We start from the raw sequence: 19,731 nt of genomic DNA, 5'->3' as shown, positions 1-19,731 counted from the left end.
AATAACTAAATCCTCAACTTCATGCCTTGAATATCCTCTCCTTTCGGTTTGCTGATTGTGAATCTTGAAATAGCTTGGGTATATAACTTACTTATTCTTAATCTAAAGGTTTGCAAAAAATGCTCACTTACATCTATTTAATTGCCATCACTGCCGAAGCTATGTCGGGTGCATTAATGGCGGGTCGCCGTAATATGGACATCTTCGGCGTGGCTGTTATCGCCTTTGTTACTGCGCTTGGTGGCGGTACAGTGCGTGATCTACTATTAGGTAATTTCCCAATCTCTTGGACTCAGCATCCCCACTACGTTTACATCACCATATGTGCAGGTTTGTTTACTATTCTGATTGCCAAACACATGAATCATTTACGCCGGTTATTCTTAGTACTTGATGCGGTAGGTTTGATAGCATTTACCATTATTGGTTGTAATGTAGCGATGAAACTCGGTTATCACCCTACGGTGATTATTATGGCGGGGATGATAACGGGTATTTGTGGCGGGGTAATACGCGATCTACTCTGTAATCGAACCCCGGTCGTATTCTGTAAAGAGATCTACGCGGGTATCTCATTATTAGTCGCAGTACTTTATCTGGGCTTGGAAACACTGGGGATTGACCACAATATCAATCTTATTGTGGCCTTCTGTGTTGGTGTCACTTTGCGTTTATGTGCTATTTATTGGAAATGGTCATTACCAACGTTTAACTATACCTCGGAAGAATGGGACTAAATGGAACTAGCGCTGGCTAAAAAAGCCTAACCAGGCTTGGAGTATGATCTCAAAATCCTCCAAGCCACACACAGCCACCGTTTCCGCATCATAAAAATTCATATCGTCATCTAGCTCTTCGCCTGTATCCATTAACTCCGAATTCATACAAGCACAGACATCTTCTTGCGTCAGGGTTAATGTCATCTCGTCACCGACTAAACGATACTCTTGTTTTTTACGGGCTTTTAATAAATCAATTTCAGCTTGAATCAATGCAATTGTGGCTTTATCCGTGCCTAAAGTGCCTTGGATCCAACTACCTAGTGCCGTCTGTTCCATTGATATGATGACGCGGTAAGTATCTGTTAGGGTATCTTTTCGAAATTCAAAATCCACGGTTATGCCTGCTTATAGATAATAGTTTAATAAGGTGTTCGAGGGAGAGGATTGTAGCAAAACAACAGCAGAAACAGCAATAGCCAGTGATGAGAGATGATCGTCAGTAGTATCAAATAACTGAGAAAATTTGTTTGGCAGAAAGCACTGTTAACCGTTTGGTTTTGCTTAACGTATCAATCCAAAGTTGGTTCTGATTGGTCACTACCTGGCTACAATTAACATGGCCATGAATGGTGACATCAATATTAGCAATCCGGCTAAACTCGCCTTTTTTAACCGCTACATACGGGGCTGTAGACCAAACTAAATCATCCAGTAAACTTGACTCTATGCCGCTATCTTCCAAAAATACATGCCAATCTGCGGGCGCATACGCATGACTAATGCCGACAGACCCCTGCGCCGTTTTAACGGTCAGCGCATAACTACAATGCTGTTTAATTAATAACTTACAAGCAGTTTGCTGTTCAGGAGTAAGCGCATAAAACCATTCTCCCCCGGCGTTTTTATGTAGACGAGTCAACTTATGCTCATCTTCAGCAAGCAACATCTCTTCATGGTTACCAAGGACGGCAAAAAACCACGATTCATTGAGCAAGTTTAATGTATGCAATGATTGCGGTCCGCGATCAATCATATCTCCGACTGAAAATAACCGGTCTTTATCAAAATCAAAACGGCAGCGTGTCAAAGCTCGCATTAATAGCGGTAGCTCGCCGTGGATATCTCCGACAAAATAATCTTTACCGGCGATATTTTCAACAATGAATTTATGTGTGATCACTCGATATGTTCCTATTAGGATGGCTTACGATACTATTTTATATTAATACACAATTCAAAAAAAAACGGCGATCTATGTTAACCACAGATCGCCGTTTATTATCTTAGCAAGTTCGCCGCTTGTTTATGTAAAGCAGCAAGCGTTAACCAGCCTGCAGCTAATTAAACTGCTTCTTGAACTATAACTTCGTTCGCTTTCTCAATATAAGACGAGATTTGATCGAAGTTTAAGTAACGGTAGGTATCCGCCGCTGTTGCATCAATCTCAGACGCCAGTTCCATGTACTCAGCAACCGTTGGGATCTTACCTTTAATCGCCGCTACAGCAGCAACTTCAGCAGAACTAAGGTAAACATTAGCACCATTACCTAAACGGTTCGGGAAGTTACGCGTTGACGTAGAAACAACCGTAGTATTATCACCTACACGTGCTTGGTTACCCATACACAGTGAACAACCAGGCATTTCGGTACGAGCGCCCGCTTTACCGAAGATTGAGTAGTAACCTTCATCACTTAATTGTGCAGCATCCATACGCGTTGGTGGAACAACCCACATACGTGTTGGTAGCGTACCATTGAATTTCTCCAATAGTTTACCCGCAGCACGGAAATGACCGATATTAGTCATACATGAACCAACGAATACTTCGTCAATTTTAACACCCGCAACAGCAGATAATAGTTTCACATCATCTGGGTCATTTGGACAAGCTAGGATAGGTTCTTTAACATCGGCAAGATCGATTTCGATGATTTCAGCGTATTCTGCATCCGCGTCAGCTTCAAGCAATTGTGGATCAGCGATCCAGGCTTTCATTTCCGTTACACGACGAGCAATCGTCTTCGCATCGCCATAACCTTCAGCAATCATCCAGTTTAACATCACGATGTTAGACTCTAGATATTCAATGATTGGCGCTTCGTTAAGCTTGATAGAACAACCTGCCGCAGAACGTTCCGCAGATGAATCCGATAATTCGAATGCTTGCTCAACTTTCAGATCTGGTAGACCTTCAATTTCCAGTACACGACCAGAGAACGCATTAATTTTACCCGCTTTCTCAACAGTCAGTAGACCTTGTTTAATCGCATAATAAGGGATTGCGTTGACGAGATCACGTAGTGTGATACCCGGTTGTAGTTCACCTTTAAAGCGTACCAAAATAGATTCAGGCATATCCAGTGGCATAACGCCAGTTGCTGCTGCGAATGCAACCAGGCCAGAACCTGCTGGGAAAGAAATACCTAATGGGAAACGCGTATGAGAATCACCACCAGTACCAACTGTATCTGGTAATAACATACGGTTTAACCAAGAGTGAATTACACCATCACCTGGACGTAACGAAACGCCCGCACGGTTACGGATAAAGTCAGGCAGTGTATGGTGAGTTTCAACATCCACTGGTTTTGGATAAGCCGCCGTATGGCAGAAAGACTGCATCACTAAGTCAGCAGAGAAACCCAGACAAGCTAAATCTTTCAGCTCATCACGAGTCATTGGACCCGTGGTATCTTGAGAACCAACCGTTGTCATTTTTGGTTCGCAATATTGGTTAGGGCGTACGCCTGCAACACCACATGCTTTACCAACCATCTTCTGCGCTAAGGTATAACCTTTGCTTGAAGCTGCAACGTCTGCAGGTAAACGGAATACCGTTGAATTTTCTAGGCCTAGCGCTGTACGCGCACGCGTCGTTAAACCACGACCAATAATCAGTGGGATACGGCCACCAGCACGCACTTCATCAAGAATTACATCAGTTTTGATCTTGAACTCAGTGATCACTGCGCCAGTTTCGTTATTTTTAACCACACCTTCATATGGGAAGATATCGATAACGTCGCCCGTAGTTAAGCTAGTTACATCAAATTCGAGTGGTAGTGCACCTGAATCTTCCATGGTATTGAAGAAAATTGGCGCGATTTTAGAACCAATACAAATACCACCACCACGTTTGTTCGGTACGAATGGGATATCATCACCCATGCACCATAACACAGAGTTAGTTGCTGATTTACGCGAAGAACCCGTACCAACAACATCACCAACGTAAGCAACTTGATGACCTTTTTCTTTTAGTTTTTCAATTTCTTGCAATGGATTTTCAGAAACACCTTCACGCTCATTTTTAAGCATTGCAAGTGCATGCAGTGGGATATCTGGGCGAGACCATGCATCAGGTGCAGGAGATAAATCATCGGTATTGGTTTCGCCAGGTACTTTAAATACAGTAACAGTGAGTTTCTTAGCCACTTCAGGTTTACTTAAGAACCATTCTGCATCAGCCCAAGATTGCATCACTTGCTGTGCGAATTTATTACCTGCTTTGGCTTTTTCTTCAACCGTATAGAAAGCATCGAACATTAGTAATGTGTGTGATAAGGCTTTTGCAGCAATGGGAGCCAGTGCATCAACATCCAGTAATTCAACCAATGTTTCGATGTTGTAACCACCTTGCATCGTACCAAGTAGTTCAGTAGCACGTTCTGCAGATAAGATCGGTGATGTCGCTTCGCCTTTAACAATCGCCGTTAAAAAGCCCGCTTTAACATAAGCAGCTTCATCCACACCCGGTGGTACGCGATTGGTTAAAAGATCTAACAAAAATTCTTCTTCGCCAGCGATTGGTGATTTTACCAATTCAACTAGACCAGCAACTTGTTCAGCATCAAGAGGTTTAGGTACAACCCCAGCAGCGGCACGTTCTTCGACATGTTTACGATAAGCTTCTAACACGACTCATTCCTCTTAGTTTATGCCACCCATGGTGGACATCCTTGTTATATATAACCCTAACTTACTAATTTGATATGTGAATTCAACGGTTATTGATGTGAATCCAGCAATAATAAAGTTAAAGCCTCTTGCAGAGTGTTCACAAATATAACATTTTTAACCTAAAATTAAAATTAAAGCAGCATGTGCAGAAGGCTTTTTACATAAATACTCAACATTCATCAAACTTATGGGGGCAAAAACATAGCTTATTTATATGAATAGTTATAACTGGTATTTAGCCATTAGGTGCAATGAAGAGAGAGCAAAATAAAGCTTATTTACAGTATTTATTGTAAGACCAAGTGGATTTTACGGTCTGGTATTCAGGTTTATATTTTAACTGCAGACACAACAATTTTTGTTTCCCTATCGATGTAGCAAAAACCAGGTTAGCTTTTAACAAATCAGGATGTTTTACTGATTTAGCAAATTGATCAAACATGAGTTGCTTGTCTTTACCTGATAATAGCACCCAGTTCGACAACAAAATTTGCATAGAACCTGAAATGACCTCTTTAATATAAGGACCCGTTTCGATTGCATTGGCCAAGTATTGCTGAGTATCAATATTGTAACTATCAAGATAATTATTGGTGGTGGCGAGATCAATCCATACATCAGGCCACATTGGTCGGCGTGCAGCCGCAGCTAAATAGAGGGATCTTACCGCCGTGTATTTAGCCTCGTTTTCAAAACCACTGATGATGCCCCAATGCAAAATACGGCCATTAATATGGGCATAATGCGGATAACTCAGATCAAGCACATGGGCTTTATTAATCGCTGCCAACGCCGAGTCATATTCACTCCGGCTGGTTACCTTGCCTTGTTTAGCCCAAGCATTGATAGCAAACTCAGCTTGGTAGTACCAGGCATTGGCATACCCTTTATAAAAGGCAGTATAACCCGCATATAGGCAAACAAATAACAACAGTAAAACAAGTATAGTTCGCGGTACAGCGATACGCTTTATTGCTGCCCTACTTATTGCGACATTACTTATAGCAGTCCTACTGACTGTTGCTCTCTTTGTGGTAACTGCCACTTGTTCGCTGCGCGCAATCATGATGACAATTGCAACTTATCCTCGGGATTAGCTTTGCTGGTAAGAATATCATTACTCGCTGGTGTGTTAGTCTTAACAGCGCTGCCATAGGCTTTATCACTGTAATAACCGTAATAATAATCACTATTTGAACTTGCTCTGGTATCTACCTTATTTAGCACAATACCGGCAATTTTGATGTTTGCATCAACCAAACGACCAACACCGTTCTTCACCACTCCGGTGCGGGTATCATCACTTTTAACCACATACATTAATGAATCAGCCTGTTTGGCAATGATCAACGCATCACTGACTGCGTTGACGGGTGGCGTATCAATAATAATATAATCATAAGACGCTTTTAGCTGAGTGATAAGCTGTTCAAAGTGCTTAGACGCCAACAATTCCTGTGGATTATTCGGTAAATTACCACACGGCATCACGGTAATATTTGATTGATCATCGTGATATAAACAGTCGTCCAACACTTCAGTCTGGGCGATCATATTGGATAAACCCGCATGATAATTTGGAATAGCAAAACGTTTACAAATACTCGGTTTACGCATATCGCCATCAATCAACAACACATTACCCATTTGACCCAATGAGAATGCTAAATTAACCGATGTCGTTGATTTACCTTCACCGGGTACCGATGATGTGACGGCAATGACTTTATCGTCTTCATGATGCGTTAAAATATAACTGGTACGTAAGGTGCGCACCGATTCAGCAAAGCGACGACCGGTATCAGTAAAGAAGTGATGCAGGCCTAAGTCTTGGTGTTTTTTAAGCTCAACTAACGGCAATAACCCCAGCATGCGGAAAGATAATTTATCTTCAATGTCTTTTGCCGATTTAAAGTTATCGTTTAGCGATTCAAACACAAATGCAGCAACAATACCTAAACCAAACGTAGCCACAAATGCCAACAACACGATCAATGCTTTTTTCGGTTTAATTGGCCGTTCCGGGGCGAAGGCGCGATCAGTGAAACGTGCAACCGCCGAGTTAAAATCACTGGTGACTTCCGTTTCCTTGGAGCGCGATAAGAAAGTATCAAAGATCTTACGGTTGGTATTTACTTCACGTTGTAGCTTACGGTAAATATTCTCTTTGCTCACCACACGGTGATATTTGGCTTTAATACTCGCAAGATCACTTTCTAACGCGTTAATGTTGCGCTTTTTCGTGGTTAAGCTTTTATCCAGTCCTGATACGATCTTGAGGATCTGCGATTTCATGCGTTTTGTTACTGTGTTCCATTCTGATTGTGCCGACTTGAATTTTGGATGTTTAGGTCCATACACTTTAGAGAGATCGGAAATTTTCAACTCCACTTCAATTTGATTATCTCTCAATGACACAATCGCCGGGTGCGAGCTAATTTCAGGCATGGATTCTAACAGCGCTACATCTTTAGTCCCTTGCTCTTTCACTAACGCAACGATACTACGCAATTGATTATACTCATTGCGGGCCTGCGTTAATTGCTGAGAGGTTTGATCAAGTTCTTTAGAAATTAACGCAGAAACACCCTCGCCACTTTGACTAATCAGATTTTCTTTGTTGCTGTATGCTTGCAGTTTGGCTTCTGACTTATCTAAGGTCACCCGAAGGTCTGACAAGCGTGAGTGCAACCAACCTGACGCACTTTCATTCACCAAAGTTTTATCAAACAAGTCTTGCTGTATATACACATCACCGACGGCATTCGCTATTTTAGCCGCTAACCTTGGGTCCTGACTGTCAAACGAGATAGAGACTAATTGCGTTTTACGGATCGGTTGGATCGTTAACTGCTCACTAAATTGCCTAATTAAAGCCCGTAATTTACGCTCTTCAATCTCTTGCGCTGTTAATACTTCAGCGACATCCGTTGGTAAAAAAGGTAGCGTTTCACGCAACATGTCCATCACCGATTCAGCCTCTTGCGGCTGAAATTCAACTTCATTCTGCAAGTTAAGCTGAGTAATAACGGCAGCTGCAATGGTGTTCGACTTTAAAATTTCAAATTGGGTTAAATAATATTCTTTACGGTTCGAGTCTAAACCCATCACCTCTTCGAAGGATACCGCTTTGGCTTGATCAGCTTCAATCAACAAGGTTGAGGTGGCTTGGAATGTCGGCGTGATATTTTTAACAATAATGAGTGTTAAAATGGCCACGGCGGTAGCCAGAAAAAAGATGCGCCATTTAAACTGATTAATAATTTTAAAATAATTACTGAGATTGATAACCTCTTCCATCGGCTGTTTTTTTATCATGCTATTACTACTCGTCATGTCAGTCATTAGAAGAACCTTTGTTCAATGGTAATGGTGTCACCCGCATTTACCCTATAAGTCAGGCTGGCGTTAATTTGTTTATCCTTATCACTTTCTTTATAAATAAACACTTTTTCTTCTGATGCTCGGTCGGTCAACCCACCAGCTAACGCAATCGCTTGGTTAACAGTCATACCCGGTTGATAAGAATAACCACCCGGCTTGTTCACTTCACCGTGAATATAAAAAGGACGGTATTGAGTCACATGCACGTATACGTTTGGTTCAACCAGATAATCCCCCACCAAACCACGATAAATAAGTTGCTCCACTTTTTTAACGGATAAACCAGTCACTTTAATTTGCCCCAAAAAAGGGTAATTAATTAAACCACTATTACTTAACAGCGTATTTACCGTGAGATCGTCTTGACCATACACTTTAAATTCAATTTGATCGCCAGGACCTAACACATACGCATCTGCCGCCTGCACGGACGAAAATAAAATGGCACCGAATAAAACAAGGCATAAGTACAACTTTTTCATAATGACTCTTTAATGTGGTTATATTAATGGCGTGAGGGGGATGACAAGGACAGCACCAATAGTGCTATCTTTGTAACGGTATCAACCCGTATATTGAACACAACGGTAGCGCAATGATAATCATGTAATGATCACTATCGCGCTGAAAGTGTTATAGGGTAAATGTAAGGTTTAAACCGGCGACAAATTTGTCATAAGAAATGTTTTGCTGGTTAGAATCGTTATTGATCATTTCAGCATACAGCGACGCGTCTAACCATTGCGTTAATGAGTAATCAACAGCCGCGGTATATTTCAGATATTCATCTAGACGGTTATTCGCTTCATTTTCATATTCGTCTTGTTGATAAGTCACAGCCAGTGAGGTATCAACTTTTGAGCTCCAGGCGTGAACCCAAGATAGATCAACATCACGCTCGACTAAATAAGAGCCATCTGCAGAATCAGGGTCTTGTGAAGCCTGTGTCGTTGAAAGGTAGAAAGAGGTATAACGTAGCGGTTGCCACTTAGCACCGATATCCCAAGTTAAGCCATCAAAATCATCAACCGCAGTGTTCTCAAATTGTTTAAATTCAAAACCTAACTTACCATCAAGAGTAATGACTGACGAACTCTGCCACTTCAAACCCAGCAGCGCGTTATAAACATCAGAATCTTTTAGTGATGCGGTATCATAACGAATGTAATCACCGTTTAGGGTCAGCGATACTTCGGTAAATGCGTTGGTATTGTAATAAAACGTGGTACCCAATAAGTTGTTTGATACGTTGCTGTCAGCGGTAGCAAACACATTGTTGTTGCTATAATCTGTAGTACCCGCTTCAGTGGTAAATGCGATACGTGCCTGCGTGCTGCGCATACCATATTCATAGGTCGCGGTTAATAACAGGTCTGAATAACGGATCAAATCAGCATTCGGATCAAAAGCACCTTCACTTAATCCCGAGCCACGTTGCTCTGAAATACTCGCTATCGACGTAGTAAAATCAAAACGGTGTGATTTACCGGTTTCAATATGCACAGCAACACCCAAGTTACCATCAACATAGTTATCATCCGAATTTTCTGCGTAAGTGCCAGAGTTCAGGCCAACATCAAACGAGAGGGTGTTAATACCATTATCAATGGTAAAGTTAACCGCTGGCGCTACAATTAATACCGCACTACTTGTTTCATTATTCGTTTGGTTATAAATGTTATCATCGTATTTAGCGTCTATACTTAGTGACGGTGTGACTTGAGCACCAGATTTAGTCGTGTATGTGTCAGTACTGTTGTCAGGTGCTGCAACAGTTGGCAGGCTAAATATTGCAAGCAAAGCCGTCGCTAAAACACTTTTTTTAGCGCTTAACACGGTGTGGTTGAACTTAGTCATAATTAAATTTAATCCCTTAATTGTGAGTTGAAATGCTACTGATAAATAAAATTTATTAACGATGAATGAGCTAAAAAGTAATTACATCCTTTAATTAACAACAACTCTTTCTTAATGTTAAACAACAAAACAACACGGTTAATTATACTAATCAGATAATATTGAAATGGTATTTAGTATGCTAATACTACATACCCAACCTGTTTACATTATTGTTCAGACACAATTTAACCCTACCATAGCGGGTATTGAGTACATATGAAGTGTGACAAAAATCAACATATTAAGGTACGGATTGACTAAGCGGATAAGTGTTTTCTAATGCTTTAGTTTTAAGAGAATTAGTTTAATTTACGTTTAATTAAATGCACATCACAGATGAAAACAGAACTACTGTGGTAATAAATTTAATCTCACCTCTTATACGATAGAGAAAAAATTAAAATCATTAAAGTCTGAAGAACGGCAACAATTACGAGTCAAAAAAGAAGAGCTAATCTTAGTTCAATTTCATAAATGGTTGGTCAAAAATACAGAAACAGTCACGCCAAAAAGTAAAATAGGCGTGGCGTGCTCATATACCTTAAATCAACGTGAATGTACTGGTTTACGTGGTTTATTACCTTGGGAGGAGAAACTGGAAGCATGATTATATCTGGCTTCATTTACACACTCGCCGCTAATGAATCTTTGTACTCCATATCAATAACAACCAATGCCCATGAAATTATTGCCGTTTATTAACAAGTGACACGATGACAACATTACGAAGTCCGATACAGCAATTTGTTATACGATTTAATACACCAATAGCTAACAGGAGCAGACAGTAGGTACTTAGCATTAAACTTGTTTATTAAGAATAAAGCTATAATAGGCGATATGATTCCGACCAAACACCCTAAAATCAAATGGACCAGAACAGAATCAACCCCAAAAAATTTATATAAAACCACTCGAGAGCCACTGCCTGCAAGAATATGCATTAAGTAAATAGCCATTGATGAAGACCCTATGTATGCAATAAACCTATAATTAGTTCTTGAAAGGAATAATGACACTGAAACCACAAAAGCTATTGATATACATGCCAATAAAAATGATTCCACACCCTTATCAGTATATTGGTAAGATAAATAATCATGAAAAAACCACTGACTGGCAACAAAAGCAACAAGCAAGCCAACAAGAACAGTCAAGGATAATAAGTACTCTATTTTGGCATACATAGTAAAAACAATACCAAGAATAAAAAACACAGAATTACTTGATACAAATCCAAAAATAAAACCTTGAGGCAACAGTGAAGGATACAAGTACAAAACTATAGAGCAGATAAAAATTATAAGAGTAAAGCGACTCGATACTAATGAATAAATAACAGACAATAAAACAAAAATTGAAAACAAGGCGTACAAGAACCAAAATTGCGCCCTAGGAGACCACAATAAAGAGAACACTTCATTAAGAGATACATTACCATTAGTATAATTCGACAAGAGGGCTTCTACTCCACCCTGAAGTACAGACCAAATTACATATGGATAAAATACAGTATCTATTTTACTAAAAATTAATTTAGATGCTCCTTTTTTAGAAAATGATTTATAGAAAAATAAGCCTGAAAGGAAAAAGAATAATGGCATATGAAAACTATAAACAACGCTGTCAGATAACTGATATAAAGAAGCTGAAAAGTCAATGCCTCCTTTGTACAGCCCTCTAGCTACATGCCCATACACAACCAATATAATTCCAATTGCTTTGGCATAGTCTACCCAGCTTTCTCTATTTTCCACGATCTATCCTCTTCGTGTTACAGTGTATTTACGGCATTATGTTTAACGCCACGACTATAATAAACACCCAATATTACAATTCATTGGGTGACCGAGTACCACTGATGAACAAAACGCGCGAACAATTAACCAACATCAGTTAAATTGGTTACGGTCTGGACTATCATTGAAAAATGTTCACGTAAACAAACCTTAAATTGTTTCGTAATGAAGTGAGCCTCACCGACCGAAGATGGAGTTTTACATGAGTCATATAACAGTAAAACTAGCCTTATCTATTTGCATTAAGAACTAATGAATGTCAAATGAATAGCCTGACGATATTCGTAATTAAAAAATGCAGGCTACAATCGGGATCTAAACTCTGAGAATAAAAAACTTGAACACAATCTTAATATGACATCAGTTACTGCAAAGCTATTGTTGTGCCGCTATTCACGAAAATACTAAACGAGAGGCATTATCTTAAACTGGTGTTTCTGAGTCTTTGATAAATCATTTTTCTCTAAATTAGTTTCATTATCGCTATTAATCGATGACACAATTTAATCAAAACAGCTTTTACACTCGCTTTATTTGTGAGAATTAATTTAAGTGAATTAGACGTAAATTGACTCCATTTGTAATTAGATAAATATTGTGAAAACAAAAAATATCTGATCTGATTAAAATTAAAGTCTCTATCAACTGCCCCTAATAATTTCGAATACCATACATTTGATAGATCGCCCTTACTCCCCCTTGATAACGATTTTCGGTCACCACGATCAAAAAATATTGTTCCATTACCTTTTTTCACTTTAGTGCCTTCAATTAAAGCTGAAAATAAAACAAAGTCCCAATCTTGATGTTTTGGAAGGGATTCATCAAACTTAATATTTAATTTTCGGTCAAAAAAAAGTGATGATGTTTGGCACACATGTGGAAATTTAAAAAAAATAGAATTGAAGAAATCTTTAATAAAAATTTCTTCCGGATAGTTAGATTTAAATCCTTGCGATTGTATGTCGGAAAACCATAAACAATTCGTATCCTTATATCTTTTATGGTCCGTTACAAAGTCTCTCTCTATGATGTAATCATCACTATCCATTAGGTAAATCAGATCGCCTTTCGCATTATCTATACCTATATTTCTCGCTACTGCTGCACCTGAATTTTCAGATAAATAAACAATAGAGTCTTGGCTGGTAAGATACTCACAGGTGATCTTACGTTCAGAGAAATCATCGATAATTATTATTTCAACATCATCAGAACCACTACAATTTTTTATAGATTTAACAGTTCGATCAAGCAATTCAGATCGGCCTCGAGCAGGTATAACAACTGTTGCTAACATAATATCCCTATTATTTAGTTAAACGGTACAAACTAGCAAAGCACTCTTTCAAAAGTTCTTTTTCTGATAACCCCACTCTATGGATTAAGTATCGACGTGATATTGCGTCTTGGGCTAACTCTAGTGAATTTTTTGACATATCGTATAGATCAGTTGGTTTACCAGATAACTGCTCTATTATTCCAACTATTTTATTATTGAAATCTTTATATGTATTTGAAATTAAGTAGCAATGTTGACTTCCTGACATAAGAAGCACGTGCAAACGATTTGATATTACATAACTAATTTTGTTAAAAAACATCAAACTTTCGTCAATACTTCCTATTACTTCTATATACTTACAATTTCGAGATGATTTTCTTGAAAAATACTCGTATAAACTTTTCATTCCCTCTCTATCTCTTTCAACTTGAACATAAAAATAGAAAGTAGCATTCTCATCCGCTGTTAAGTCAAATTGGTTTATAATGGTTTTAGCTAACTCCAATTGTTCATGATCTTGATCCGTTCGATATGAAAAGCAAAAATCATTTCTAGTGTCAGTTACCAAGTCATCATTAAAAATATTGAATGCCAAATCAGGTGATACATCAGTAACATGGATATCCAAACATTGAAGGTAATCTCGGCTCTTTTTATCTCTAACAACATGAGCATGGATAAATTTATTCCTTACTCTAATCAATCGAGAGAATTTTTTACCTAAACGTTCATAAGAAACCCCAACATGGCAAATCTTAATACCAAATAAGCTAAGAATGAAAAGTACAAGAGTATTTATCCATCGTTTAATGTGTTCCCCCCCATAAACTTCGCCAAAATACCCTCCAGGACTTAAAAAATAATAACATTCATGTCCTTTTAGCCGCTTAGACAACATCATAATAAAAAGATGTGCAAAACCAAATCTGATAATATTGATTTCATTTTCATTACAAACATTCAGAGTGTCACAAAAATCTTTTGGGCATCGCGTTAAATCCAAATATATATCAGAATGTTCCGATGCTAAATTAATCATTTCACGATTTATTAGTGCATCACCAACATTTTCAAACTGTGTTTTAAGACTAAAAAATGAAAACTGACTCATTATCTTCCCTAACTAACTTTTAACTTAAAGAAATACGCTTAAAATCATTTACAATTTCATTCTTATTCACGAAATAAAAACCAACTGATAAAAACGAAGTGTTAATTTTTTCAACTTTGTATAAGTAAATAACAACTACTATATTCCACAACCCTTTTGATAAAAAGTAAGCATATCCAACCCCTAAAACACCAAATAAATCCATAAAAAATGGACAAAGAAAAATAGCAATGCCAAGGAAAAAACTTTGTAATATGAGCAGCAACCAGTGCTTACCCGTTAATTGCATAACCAAGCCAGTTACACCAGATAAAGCATTAAGTAAAACAGCACTCAATACTATAAATAAGACTTCGCTATACTCAACATACTCAGGACTAAACAACTGTAATAAAAAAGGAGACATAGCAAAAATTAAAAATGCGAAGCCAATTGATGGTAATCCTGCTATCAATACCGCTAACCGACACAGTATTTGTGTCAGCTCTGTATTTTTTGATGCTATTGCTTTAGATATTTTGGTAGAAAAGACCAAAGCGACAGATATAAAAACAAGATTTATTAACTCTGCGATCTTAATCGAAGTGAAAAAAACACCAACTTCAACAGCATCTAAATACTGACTAATTAACATTGTATATATATATATATCCGCACTTGAAACTACGAGGATCAAACAAAAGCTACTTGATTCAACGCTCCATTTTTTCAATGCGATGTCATTTGATATGGTTATATGGCGGCTCAATTGGCGAACTGTAATAACTAAACCTACTAATATAATTGGCAGTATAGACAGGGACATAACAACTAATACATCACTAGCAACAGTATAAACAAGACAAGAAAGTAGTAATATAGTGACCAATACTCGCCACAAAAAATCTCTAAGAAATAACCCTAAAAGGGTCTTATCTAAGACCCGCATCAGCGCAATTAATACATGACTAAACGCAAAGGATACGACAAATAGATACATATATGATTTGGCAGTATTGTCTAATGGTAAGTTTAGATATTCATAGATAGCACTAAAAAGTATAAAGTTTACAACCGAGATAAAAATAAATACTACACAGGAAAAAAATACTAAGCCCGACAATAGTTCACTATCTTTAGCCACTTCGTATCGAGGGAAATACTTAATGATTAAACTTTGTAAACCACAACTATTGAGAGTAGAAAAAAACATAACCACGCTAAACATCACAGTGAAATCACCAAATTCAGACGAACCTAATTTTGATGCTATCATCGCAAACATGTAGAAACCGACTAATGCACTGCCTATCTTCAATCCGAAAGCCAAAATTGACTCTCCAACTGAATTTTTAAAAATGTTCTTAATATTCATCTTTATAATCTCTATAATTAAAATCGATTATAGTCCCTAGAAAAACAACCCAAATCACAATTGAGTTACTAAATCCAGTCACAGATAACGAACAGATAAATATAATAGTGAAAATTGAAATCCCAAGACTTAAACCATAAAATCGACTTAGAAAATAAAACCACGTAGATAAAAATAGCAAGGTACCTATAACTCCAAATTCATAAAGTGATTTTAATAAAAATGAATGAAATACGGTGGCATTACAATAACTAAAGTCTTCCGAAATTGCGGTAGCCCAATACTTCAACTCAATGCATGAATACAAAGGCATTTCTCTAGCCAAACCTTTACCAAATAAGTATTCTACAAATTCAAACTCACTAACAACACTAATAAAAACATTCAAAAACAACATCCTATCAATTTCAGAAAAGTCATTCCCTGATGATCTCAAATTAAAAATAATGTAAACAGTCAGTATGGATATTATTGATGTCATAACAAATGTTGAGATGTTCACCACAGATATTGTTTTCATTCTACTTTTTACAAAAACAAACATGGCTTCCAACACACCCGATTTAGACAAAGACACGAGACTTGCTGCATATACAAAAAGTGAAACAAATGAACGACGAGGTAAATCTATTTTACTTTTAGTTGCTATAGATAAATAGATTGAATACAAGATCAACAATGATGGTATTTCATAGTTATTTTCAGAATAAAGCTTAGGCCTTTCCACTCCTAAAAAAACTACTTGAAAAATGTAACTGAATAAAAAAGTGTAAAAAAATAGCTTAGAAAAATTAAGGAAATCTGTTAGCTGTAATATTACTTTTGTTCCAGTCCGATTAATTGACACTTCAGATATAAAAATAAACATAATCAAATAATATATAAACCTTGAAGATCTCACGAGTTCATAATTATTTTTATAACCAAAATCATTAAAAAAATAATATCTAACTACATAAATACTGAAATAAAACAACGTTAATATTAATATCAACATAGTTTTCCGGCTAAAAAAAATGCCGTAAGACATTGATACTAGAATGAATATTAATAATATATATAAATCAAAAATAGGCGATACTAATGTTGCTTTTCCCCCTATAAGATGAAATAGCAATACATTTAAAACAACTAAACCTATATGGAAAAGCATAAACTTACTATTATTCAGAAACATACAATTTAACGCCTACATATTATTTTTGTTTCATGTTTACGATGTCAGTCAAAAACATCCCAACAAATTTTCCATAATCGATCGTATATCGCCTAAATAATTTTGGCTCATCCCAAATTCTATATATAAAACGTAAATTCCACTTATCAATCCATTTCGGATAGTAATCATGTCCTTTACCAGCAGTTTGGTGCATAAAACCACCACAAGTATACCCAGATCCATTCCAACCTAATTCTTTCAAATCTTTTAAAAATTGTTCTTGTCGGATAACACCCATTCCAACAATAAGAAGATCTACTTGCTTATCAATAATGTCTAAATGAGTTTGTCTGACTTCTTTATCATCTTTAAAATAGCCATCTCTAGACATAACAAGCTCCAGATTTGGATATTGATTAAGTAGATATTGTTTGAATTTTACCGCCGATTCATAATCAGAACCAATTACGGACACTCTCGATTTATTCTTTTCAGCAAGAGAAAATACGTCCGGCGCTAAAGAGGAATTGTCGAAGCTACGACGTTTAACATTGGTAACGCCAGACCACTTTAAAAAATGACATAACCATTGCCCATCAATATAAATATTATCAGCACTAGACAATAAATTTTGCTGTTTGCGAAGTTCCAAATAACTATAAGGGTTTAAAAAGAATGATAAGCCACTTTTTTCATTTTCATCAGTTACCTTTTGAGAAACAATGTTTAGCATTGACATCTAATCACTACCAAACAAATCACGGGTATAAACCTTATCAACCACGTCTTGCAACGCAGCTTCCATACGGTTCGATACAATCACATCTGACATTGCTTTAAACGCGTCAAGATCAGTAATGACTTGAGAGTTAAAGAAGGTGTCTTCGGTTAACACCGGTTCATAAATAATCACTTCAATGCCTTTCGCTTTAATCCGTTTCATCACGCCTTGAATAGACGATGCGCGGAAATTATCCGAGCCAGTTTTCATAATCAGGCGATAAATACCCACCACTTTGGGCTGCTTGTTGATAATAGAAAAAGCGATGTGGTCTTTACGCACGGTATTAGATTCAACTATCGAGCTAATTAATGTGTTTGGCACATCTTCAAAGTTTGCCCGTAGTTGTTTAGTGTCTTTAGGTAAGCAATAACCGCCATAACCAAATGAGGGGTTGTTGTAGTGATTGCCGATACGTGGGTCGAGTCCAACACCTTCAATGATTTGACGCGCATTTAGATCGTGGGTTTCAGCATAGGTATCTAATTCATTAAAGTAAGATACCCGCATTGCCAGGTAAGTATTGGAGAACAGTTTCACCGCTTCAGCTTCGGTTGAATCAGTGAATAAAATATCGATGTTTTGTTTAATAGCCCCTTGAGCAAGTAGACCAGCAAATACTTCTGCACGTTCCGACTGTTCACCGACGATAATACGCGAGGGGTGTAAGTTGTCGTACAGCGCTTTACCTTCGCGTAAAAACTCCGGAGAAAAGATAATGTGACTACAGCAGAGTTTTTGCTTAATACGTTTGGTATAACCCACTGGCACAGTGGATTTGATGATCATGATCGCGGTAGGGTTAATTGACATGACATCTTTAATCACCGCTTCTACTGATGAAGTATCAAAATAGTTATTCTCTGAATCATAATCTGTCGGCGTCGCAATAATGACATAATCCGCATTTTCGTAAGCGTCATATTTATTAGTCGTCGCGGTTAAGTTTAAGGCTTTATTGGCGAGGAAGTCTTCTATTTCGGCATCCGCAATCGGTGATTTTCGGTCGTTAATTAATGCGACTTTATCGGCAATAATATCAAGTGCTATAACGTTATTATGCTGGGCTAATAACACCGCATTTGACAGACCAACGTAGCCAGTCCCTGCTATCGTAATATTCATAAACTTCCCTGATGTATGAAGATGACAGACTCCGCTGTCATTTATCGCCAATAGTTTTCTTTAAAACTACTGTGTCTAACCTAATTCTTATTATTTCTTTTCGGTTTTCTTTTTACCTAATTCTGCTTTCGAATCTTGTAGATATACGTTTTCGTAACAGTAGTTGATCGCATCGATGTAGCCCTCTACTGAGCCACAGTCAAACCGTTTACCTTTAAACTTGTATGCAATGACACAACCTTCTTGCGCTTGTTTTAATAATGCGTCGGTGATTTGGATCTCACCACCTTTACCGGGTTGGGTATTCTCAATGTACTCAAAGATATCTGGCGTAAGAATATAACGGCCAATAATCGCAAGGTTGCTTGGTTCAGTGCCTTTAGCGGGTTTTTCTACCATGTCCGTAACACGGTACAGATCGTCACGGATTTGATCACCGGCAATAACACCATACTTATGAATATCGCCAGCAGGTACCTCTTCCACAGCAACAATAGAACAACGAAATTGCTTGTACAGTGCCACCATTTGTTCGAGCACGCCTTTGCCTTCATTGACACAAAGGTCATCGGCAAGTACCACCGCAAACGGTTCGTCACCCACAAGTTCCCGCCCCGTTAAAATGGCATGACCTAAGCCTTTCATTTCACGTTGACGAATGTAGGTAAAGTGCGCCGATTCGATAATTTCACGAATATCATCAAGTAATTCTTCTTTGTTGGTACCCTTGATTTGATCTTCTAACTCGTAGTTTTTATCAAAATGGTCCATTAATGAATGTTTGCCGCGACCTGTCACAATACACATGCCGTTCATACCCGCTTCAATCGCTTCATCAACGCCGTATTCAATTAACGGCTTGTTGACGACAGGCATCATTTCTTTTGGCATTGATTTTGTGGCTGGTAAAAAACGTGTGCCGTAACCAGCTGCAGGGAATAAACATTTTTTGATCATGAGAAGTTCCTATCAATTTCATTACTAACTCTTATATATTCACACATAGGCAAAAAAAACTTTAACATTAGAAAATAAGCATGCGCGGTATAATATAAAATAATAAGATGGGCTATTTACGCACTAAATTAACAAAAAAAGTAATAATCCTTATTAATTATGATGCTAAATATATTATGAAAATATTAGCGC

Annotated in this window: 17 protein-coding genes; 2 read left to right on the top strand and 15 right to left on the bottom strand. The window is 37.7% G+C overall.

Annotation, left to right across the window (positions count from 1 at the left end):
• Nucleotides 1-119: 119 nt before the first annotated feature.
• Nucleotides 120-737 (top strand): trimeric intracellular cation channel family protein, encoded by a 618-nt coding sequence (locus PE36_RS09310; RefSeq protein ID WP_006031754.1) that lies wholly within the window; start codon nucleotides 120-122, stop codon nucleotides 735-737.
• Between the two features lie 6 nt (nucleotides 738-743).
• Here PE36_RS09310 and PE36_RS09305 read toward each other — a convergent pair whose 3' ends face one another.
• The 7 genes from PE36_RS09305 to PE36_RS09275 form a co-directional block, all read right to left on the bottom strand.
• Nucleotides 744-1,115, bottom strand: coding sequence for a YacL family protein (locus PE36_RS09305; protein ID WP_083797998.1), 372 nt, complete (start codon nucleotides 1,113-1,115; stop codon nucleotides 744-746).
• Between the two features lie 112 nt (nucleotides 1,116-1,227).
• On the bottom strand, nucleotides 1,228-1,902 hold the full coding sequence (locus tag PE36_RS09300) for a metallophosphoesterase (RefSeq protein ID WP_006031752.1): 675 nt from the start codon (nucleotides 1,900-1,902) through the stop codon (nucleotides 1,228-1,230).
• Nucleotides 1,903-2,063: 161 nt separating this feature from the next.
• Nucleotides 2,064-4,643: a bifunctional aconitate hydratase 2/2-methylisocitrate dehydratase gene (gene acnB / locus PE36_RS09295; RefSeq protein WP_006031751.1), complete on the bottom strand. Its 2,580-nt coding sequence runs from the start codon at nucleotides 4,641-4,643 to the stop codon at nucleotides 2,064-2,066.
• Nucleotides 4,644-4,959: 316 nt separating this feature from the next.
• Nucleotides 4,960-5,616, bottom strand: coding sequence for a VpsP family polysaccharide biosynthesis protein (locus tag PE36_RS09290; RefSeq protein WP_157517772.1), 657 nt, complete (start codon nucleotides 5,614-5,616; stop codon nucleotides 4,960-4,962).
• A gap of 131 nt (nucleotides 5,617-5,747) precedes the next feature.
• A complete protein-coding gene (locus PE36_RS09285) occupies nucleotides 5,748-8,030 on the bottom strand; it encodes a polysaccharide biosynthesis tyrosine autokinase (protein WP_006031749.1) in 2,283 nt (760 codons plus the stop codon).
• Nucleotides 8,030-8,551: a polysaccharide biosynthesis/export family protein gene (locus PE36_RS09280; protein ID WP_006031748.1), complete on the bottom strand. Its 522-nt coding sequence runs from the start codon at nucleotides 8,549-8,551 to the stop codon at nucleotides 8,030-8,032. The genes PE36_RS09285 and PE36_RS09280 overlap by 1 nt, the downstream gene beginning before the upstream one ends.
• 151 nt (nucleotides 8,552-8,702) lie before the next feature.
• Complete coding sequence (locus PE36_RS09275) at nucleotides 8,703-9,926, bottom strand: outer membrane beta-barrel protein (RefSeq protein ID WP_006031747.1); 1,224 nt, start codon at nucleotides 9,924-9,926, stop codon at nucleotides 8,703-8,705.
• A 427-nt stretch (nucleotides 9,927-10,353) separates the two neighbouring features.
• Between PE36_RS09275 and PE36_RS24995 the strand changes: the two genes are divergently transcribed.
• Nucleotides 10,354-10,575 (top strand): transposase, encoded by a 222-nt coding sequence (locus PE36_RS24995; RefSeq protein ID WP_083797996.1) that lies wholly within the window; start codon nucleotides 10,354-10,356, stop codon nucleotides 10,573-10,575.
• Between the two features lie 115 nt (nucleotides 10,576-10,690).
• Here the strand turns inward: PE36_RS24995 and PE36_RS09270 are convergent, their stop codons facing one another.
• The 8 genes from PE36_RS09270 to galU all read right to left on the bottom strand — a co-directional run bounded on the left by PE36_RS09270 (nucleotide 10,691) and on the right by galU (nucleotide 19,539).
• A complete protein-coding gene (locus tag PE36_RS09270; protein ID WP_006031746.1) occupies nucleotides 10,691-11,725 on the bottom strand; it encodes an acyltransferase family protein in 1,035 nt (344 codons plus the stop codon).
• 505 nt (nucleotides 11,726-12,230) lie between these two features.
• Nucleotides 12,231-13,067, bottom strand: coding sequence for a glycosyltransferase family A protein (locus tag PE36_RS09265; protein ID WP_006031745.1), 837 nt, complete (start codon nucleotides 13,065-13,067; stop codon nucleotides 12,231-12,233).
• A 10-nt stretch (nucleotides 13,068-13,077) separates the two neighbouring features.
• Nucleotides 13,078-14,163, bottom strand: a complete 1,086-nt coding sequence (locus tag PE36_RS09260; protein WP_006031744.1) for a polysaccharide pyruvyl transferase family protein — start codon at nucleotides 14,161-14,163, stop codon at nucleotides 13,078-13,080.
• Nucleotides 14,164-14,182: 19 nt separating this feature from the next.
• Entirely contained in the window at nucleotides 14,183-15,517 is a 1,335-nt protein-coding gene (locus PE36_RS09255) for a lipopolysaccharide biosynthesis protein (RefSeq protein WP_006031743.1), read from the bottom strand.
• Nucleotides 15,507-16,694, bottom strand: coding sequence for a hypothetical protein (locus PE36_RS09250; RefSeq protein WP_006031742.1), 1,188 nt, complete (start codon nucleotides 16,692-16,694; stop codon nucleotides 15,507-15,509). The genes PE36_RS09255 and PE36_RS09250 overlap by 11 nt, the downstream gene beginning before the upstream one ends.
• Nucleotides 16,695-16,713: 19 nt before the next feature.
• Nucleotides 16,714-17,415, bottom strand: a complete 702-nt coding sequence (locus tag PE36_RS09245) for a WecB/TagA/CpsF family glycosyltransferase (protein WP_006031741.1) — start codon at nucleotides 17,413-17,415, stop codon at nucleotides 16,714-16,716.
• Complete coding sequence (locus PE36_RS09240; RefSeq protein WP_006031740.1) at nucleotides 17,416-18,582, bottom strand: nucleotide sugar dehydrogenase; 1,167 nt, start codon at nucleotides 18,580-18,582, stop codon at nucleotides 17,416-17,418.
• 90 nt (nucleotides 18,583-18,672) lie between these two features.
• On the bottom strand, nucleotides 18,673-19,539 hold the full coding sequence (gene galU / locus PE36_RS09235) for a UTP--glucose-1-phosphate uridylyltransferase GalU (RefSeq protein ID WP_006031739.1): 867 nt from the start codon (nucleotides 19,537-19,539) through the stop codon (nucleotides 18,673-18,675).
• Nucleotides 19,540-19,731 lie beyond the last annotated feature (192 nt).

Source organism: Moritella sp. PE36 (assembly GCF_000170855.1).
Taxonomy (GTDB): domain Bacteria; phylum Pseudomonadota; class Gammaproteobacteria; order Enterobacterales; family Moritellaceae; genus Moritella.
The sequence above is the reverse complement of the archived record's forward strand: the minus strand, read 5'-3'. Positions and strand labels throughout refer to the sequence as shown.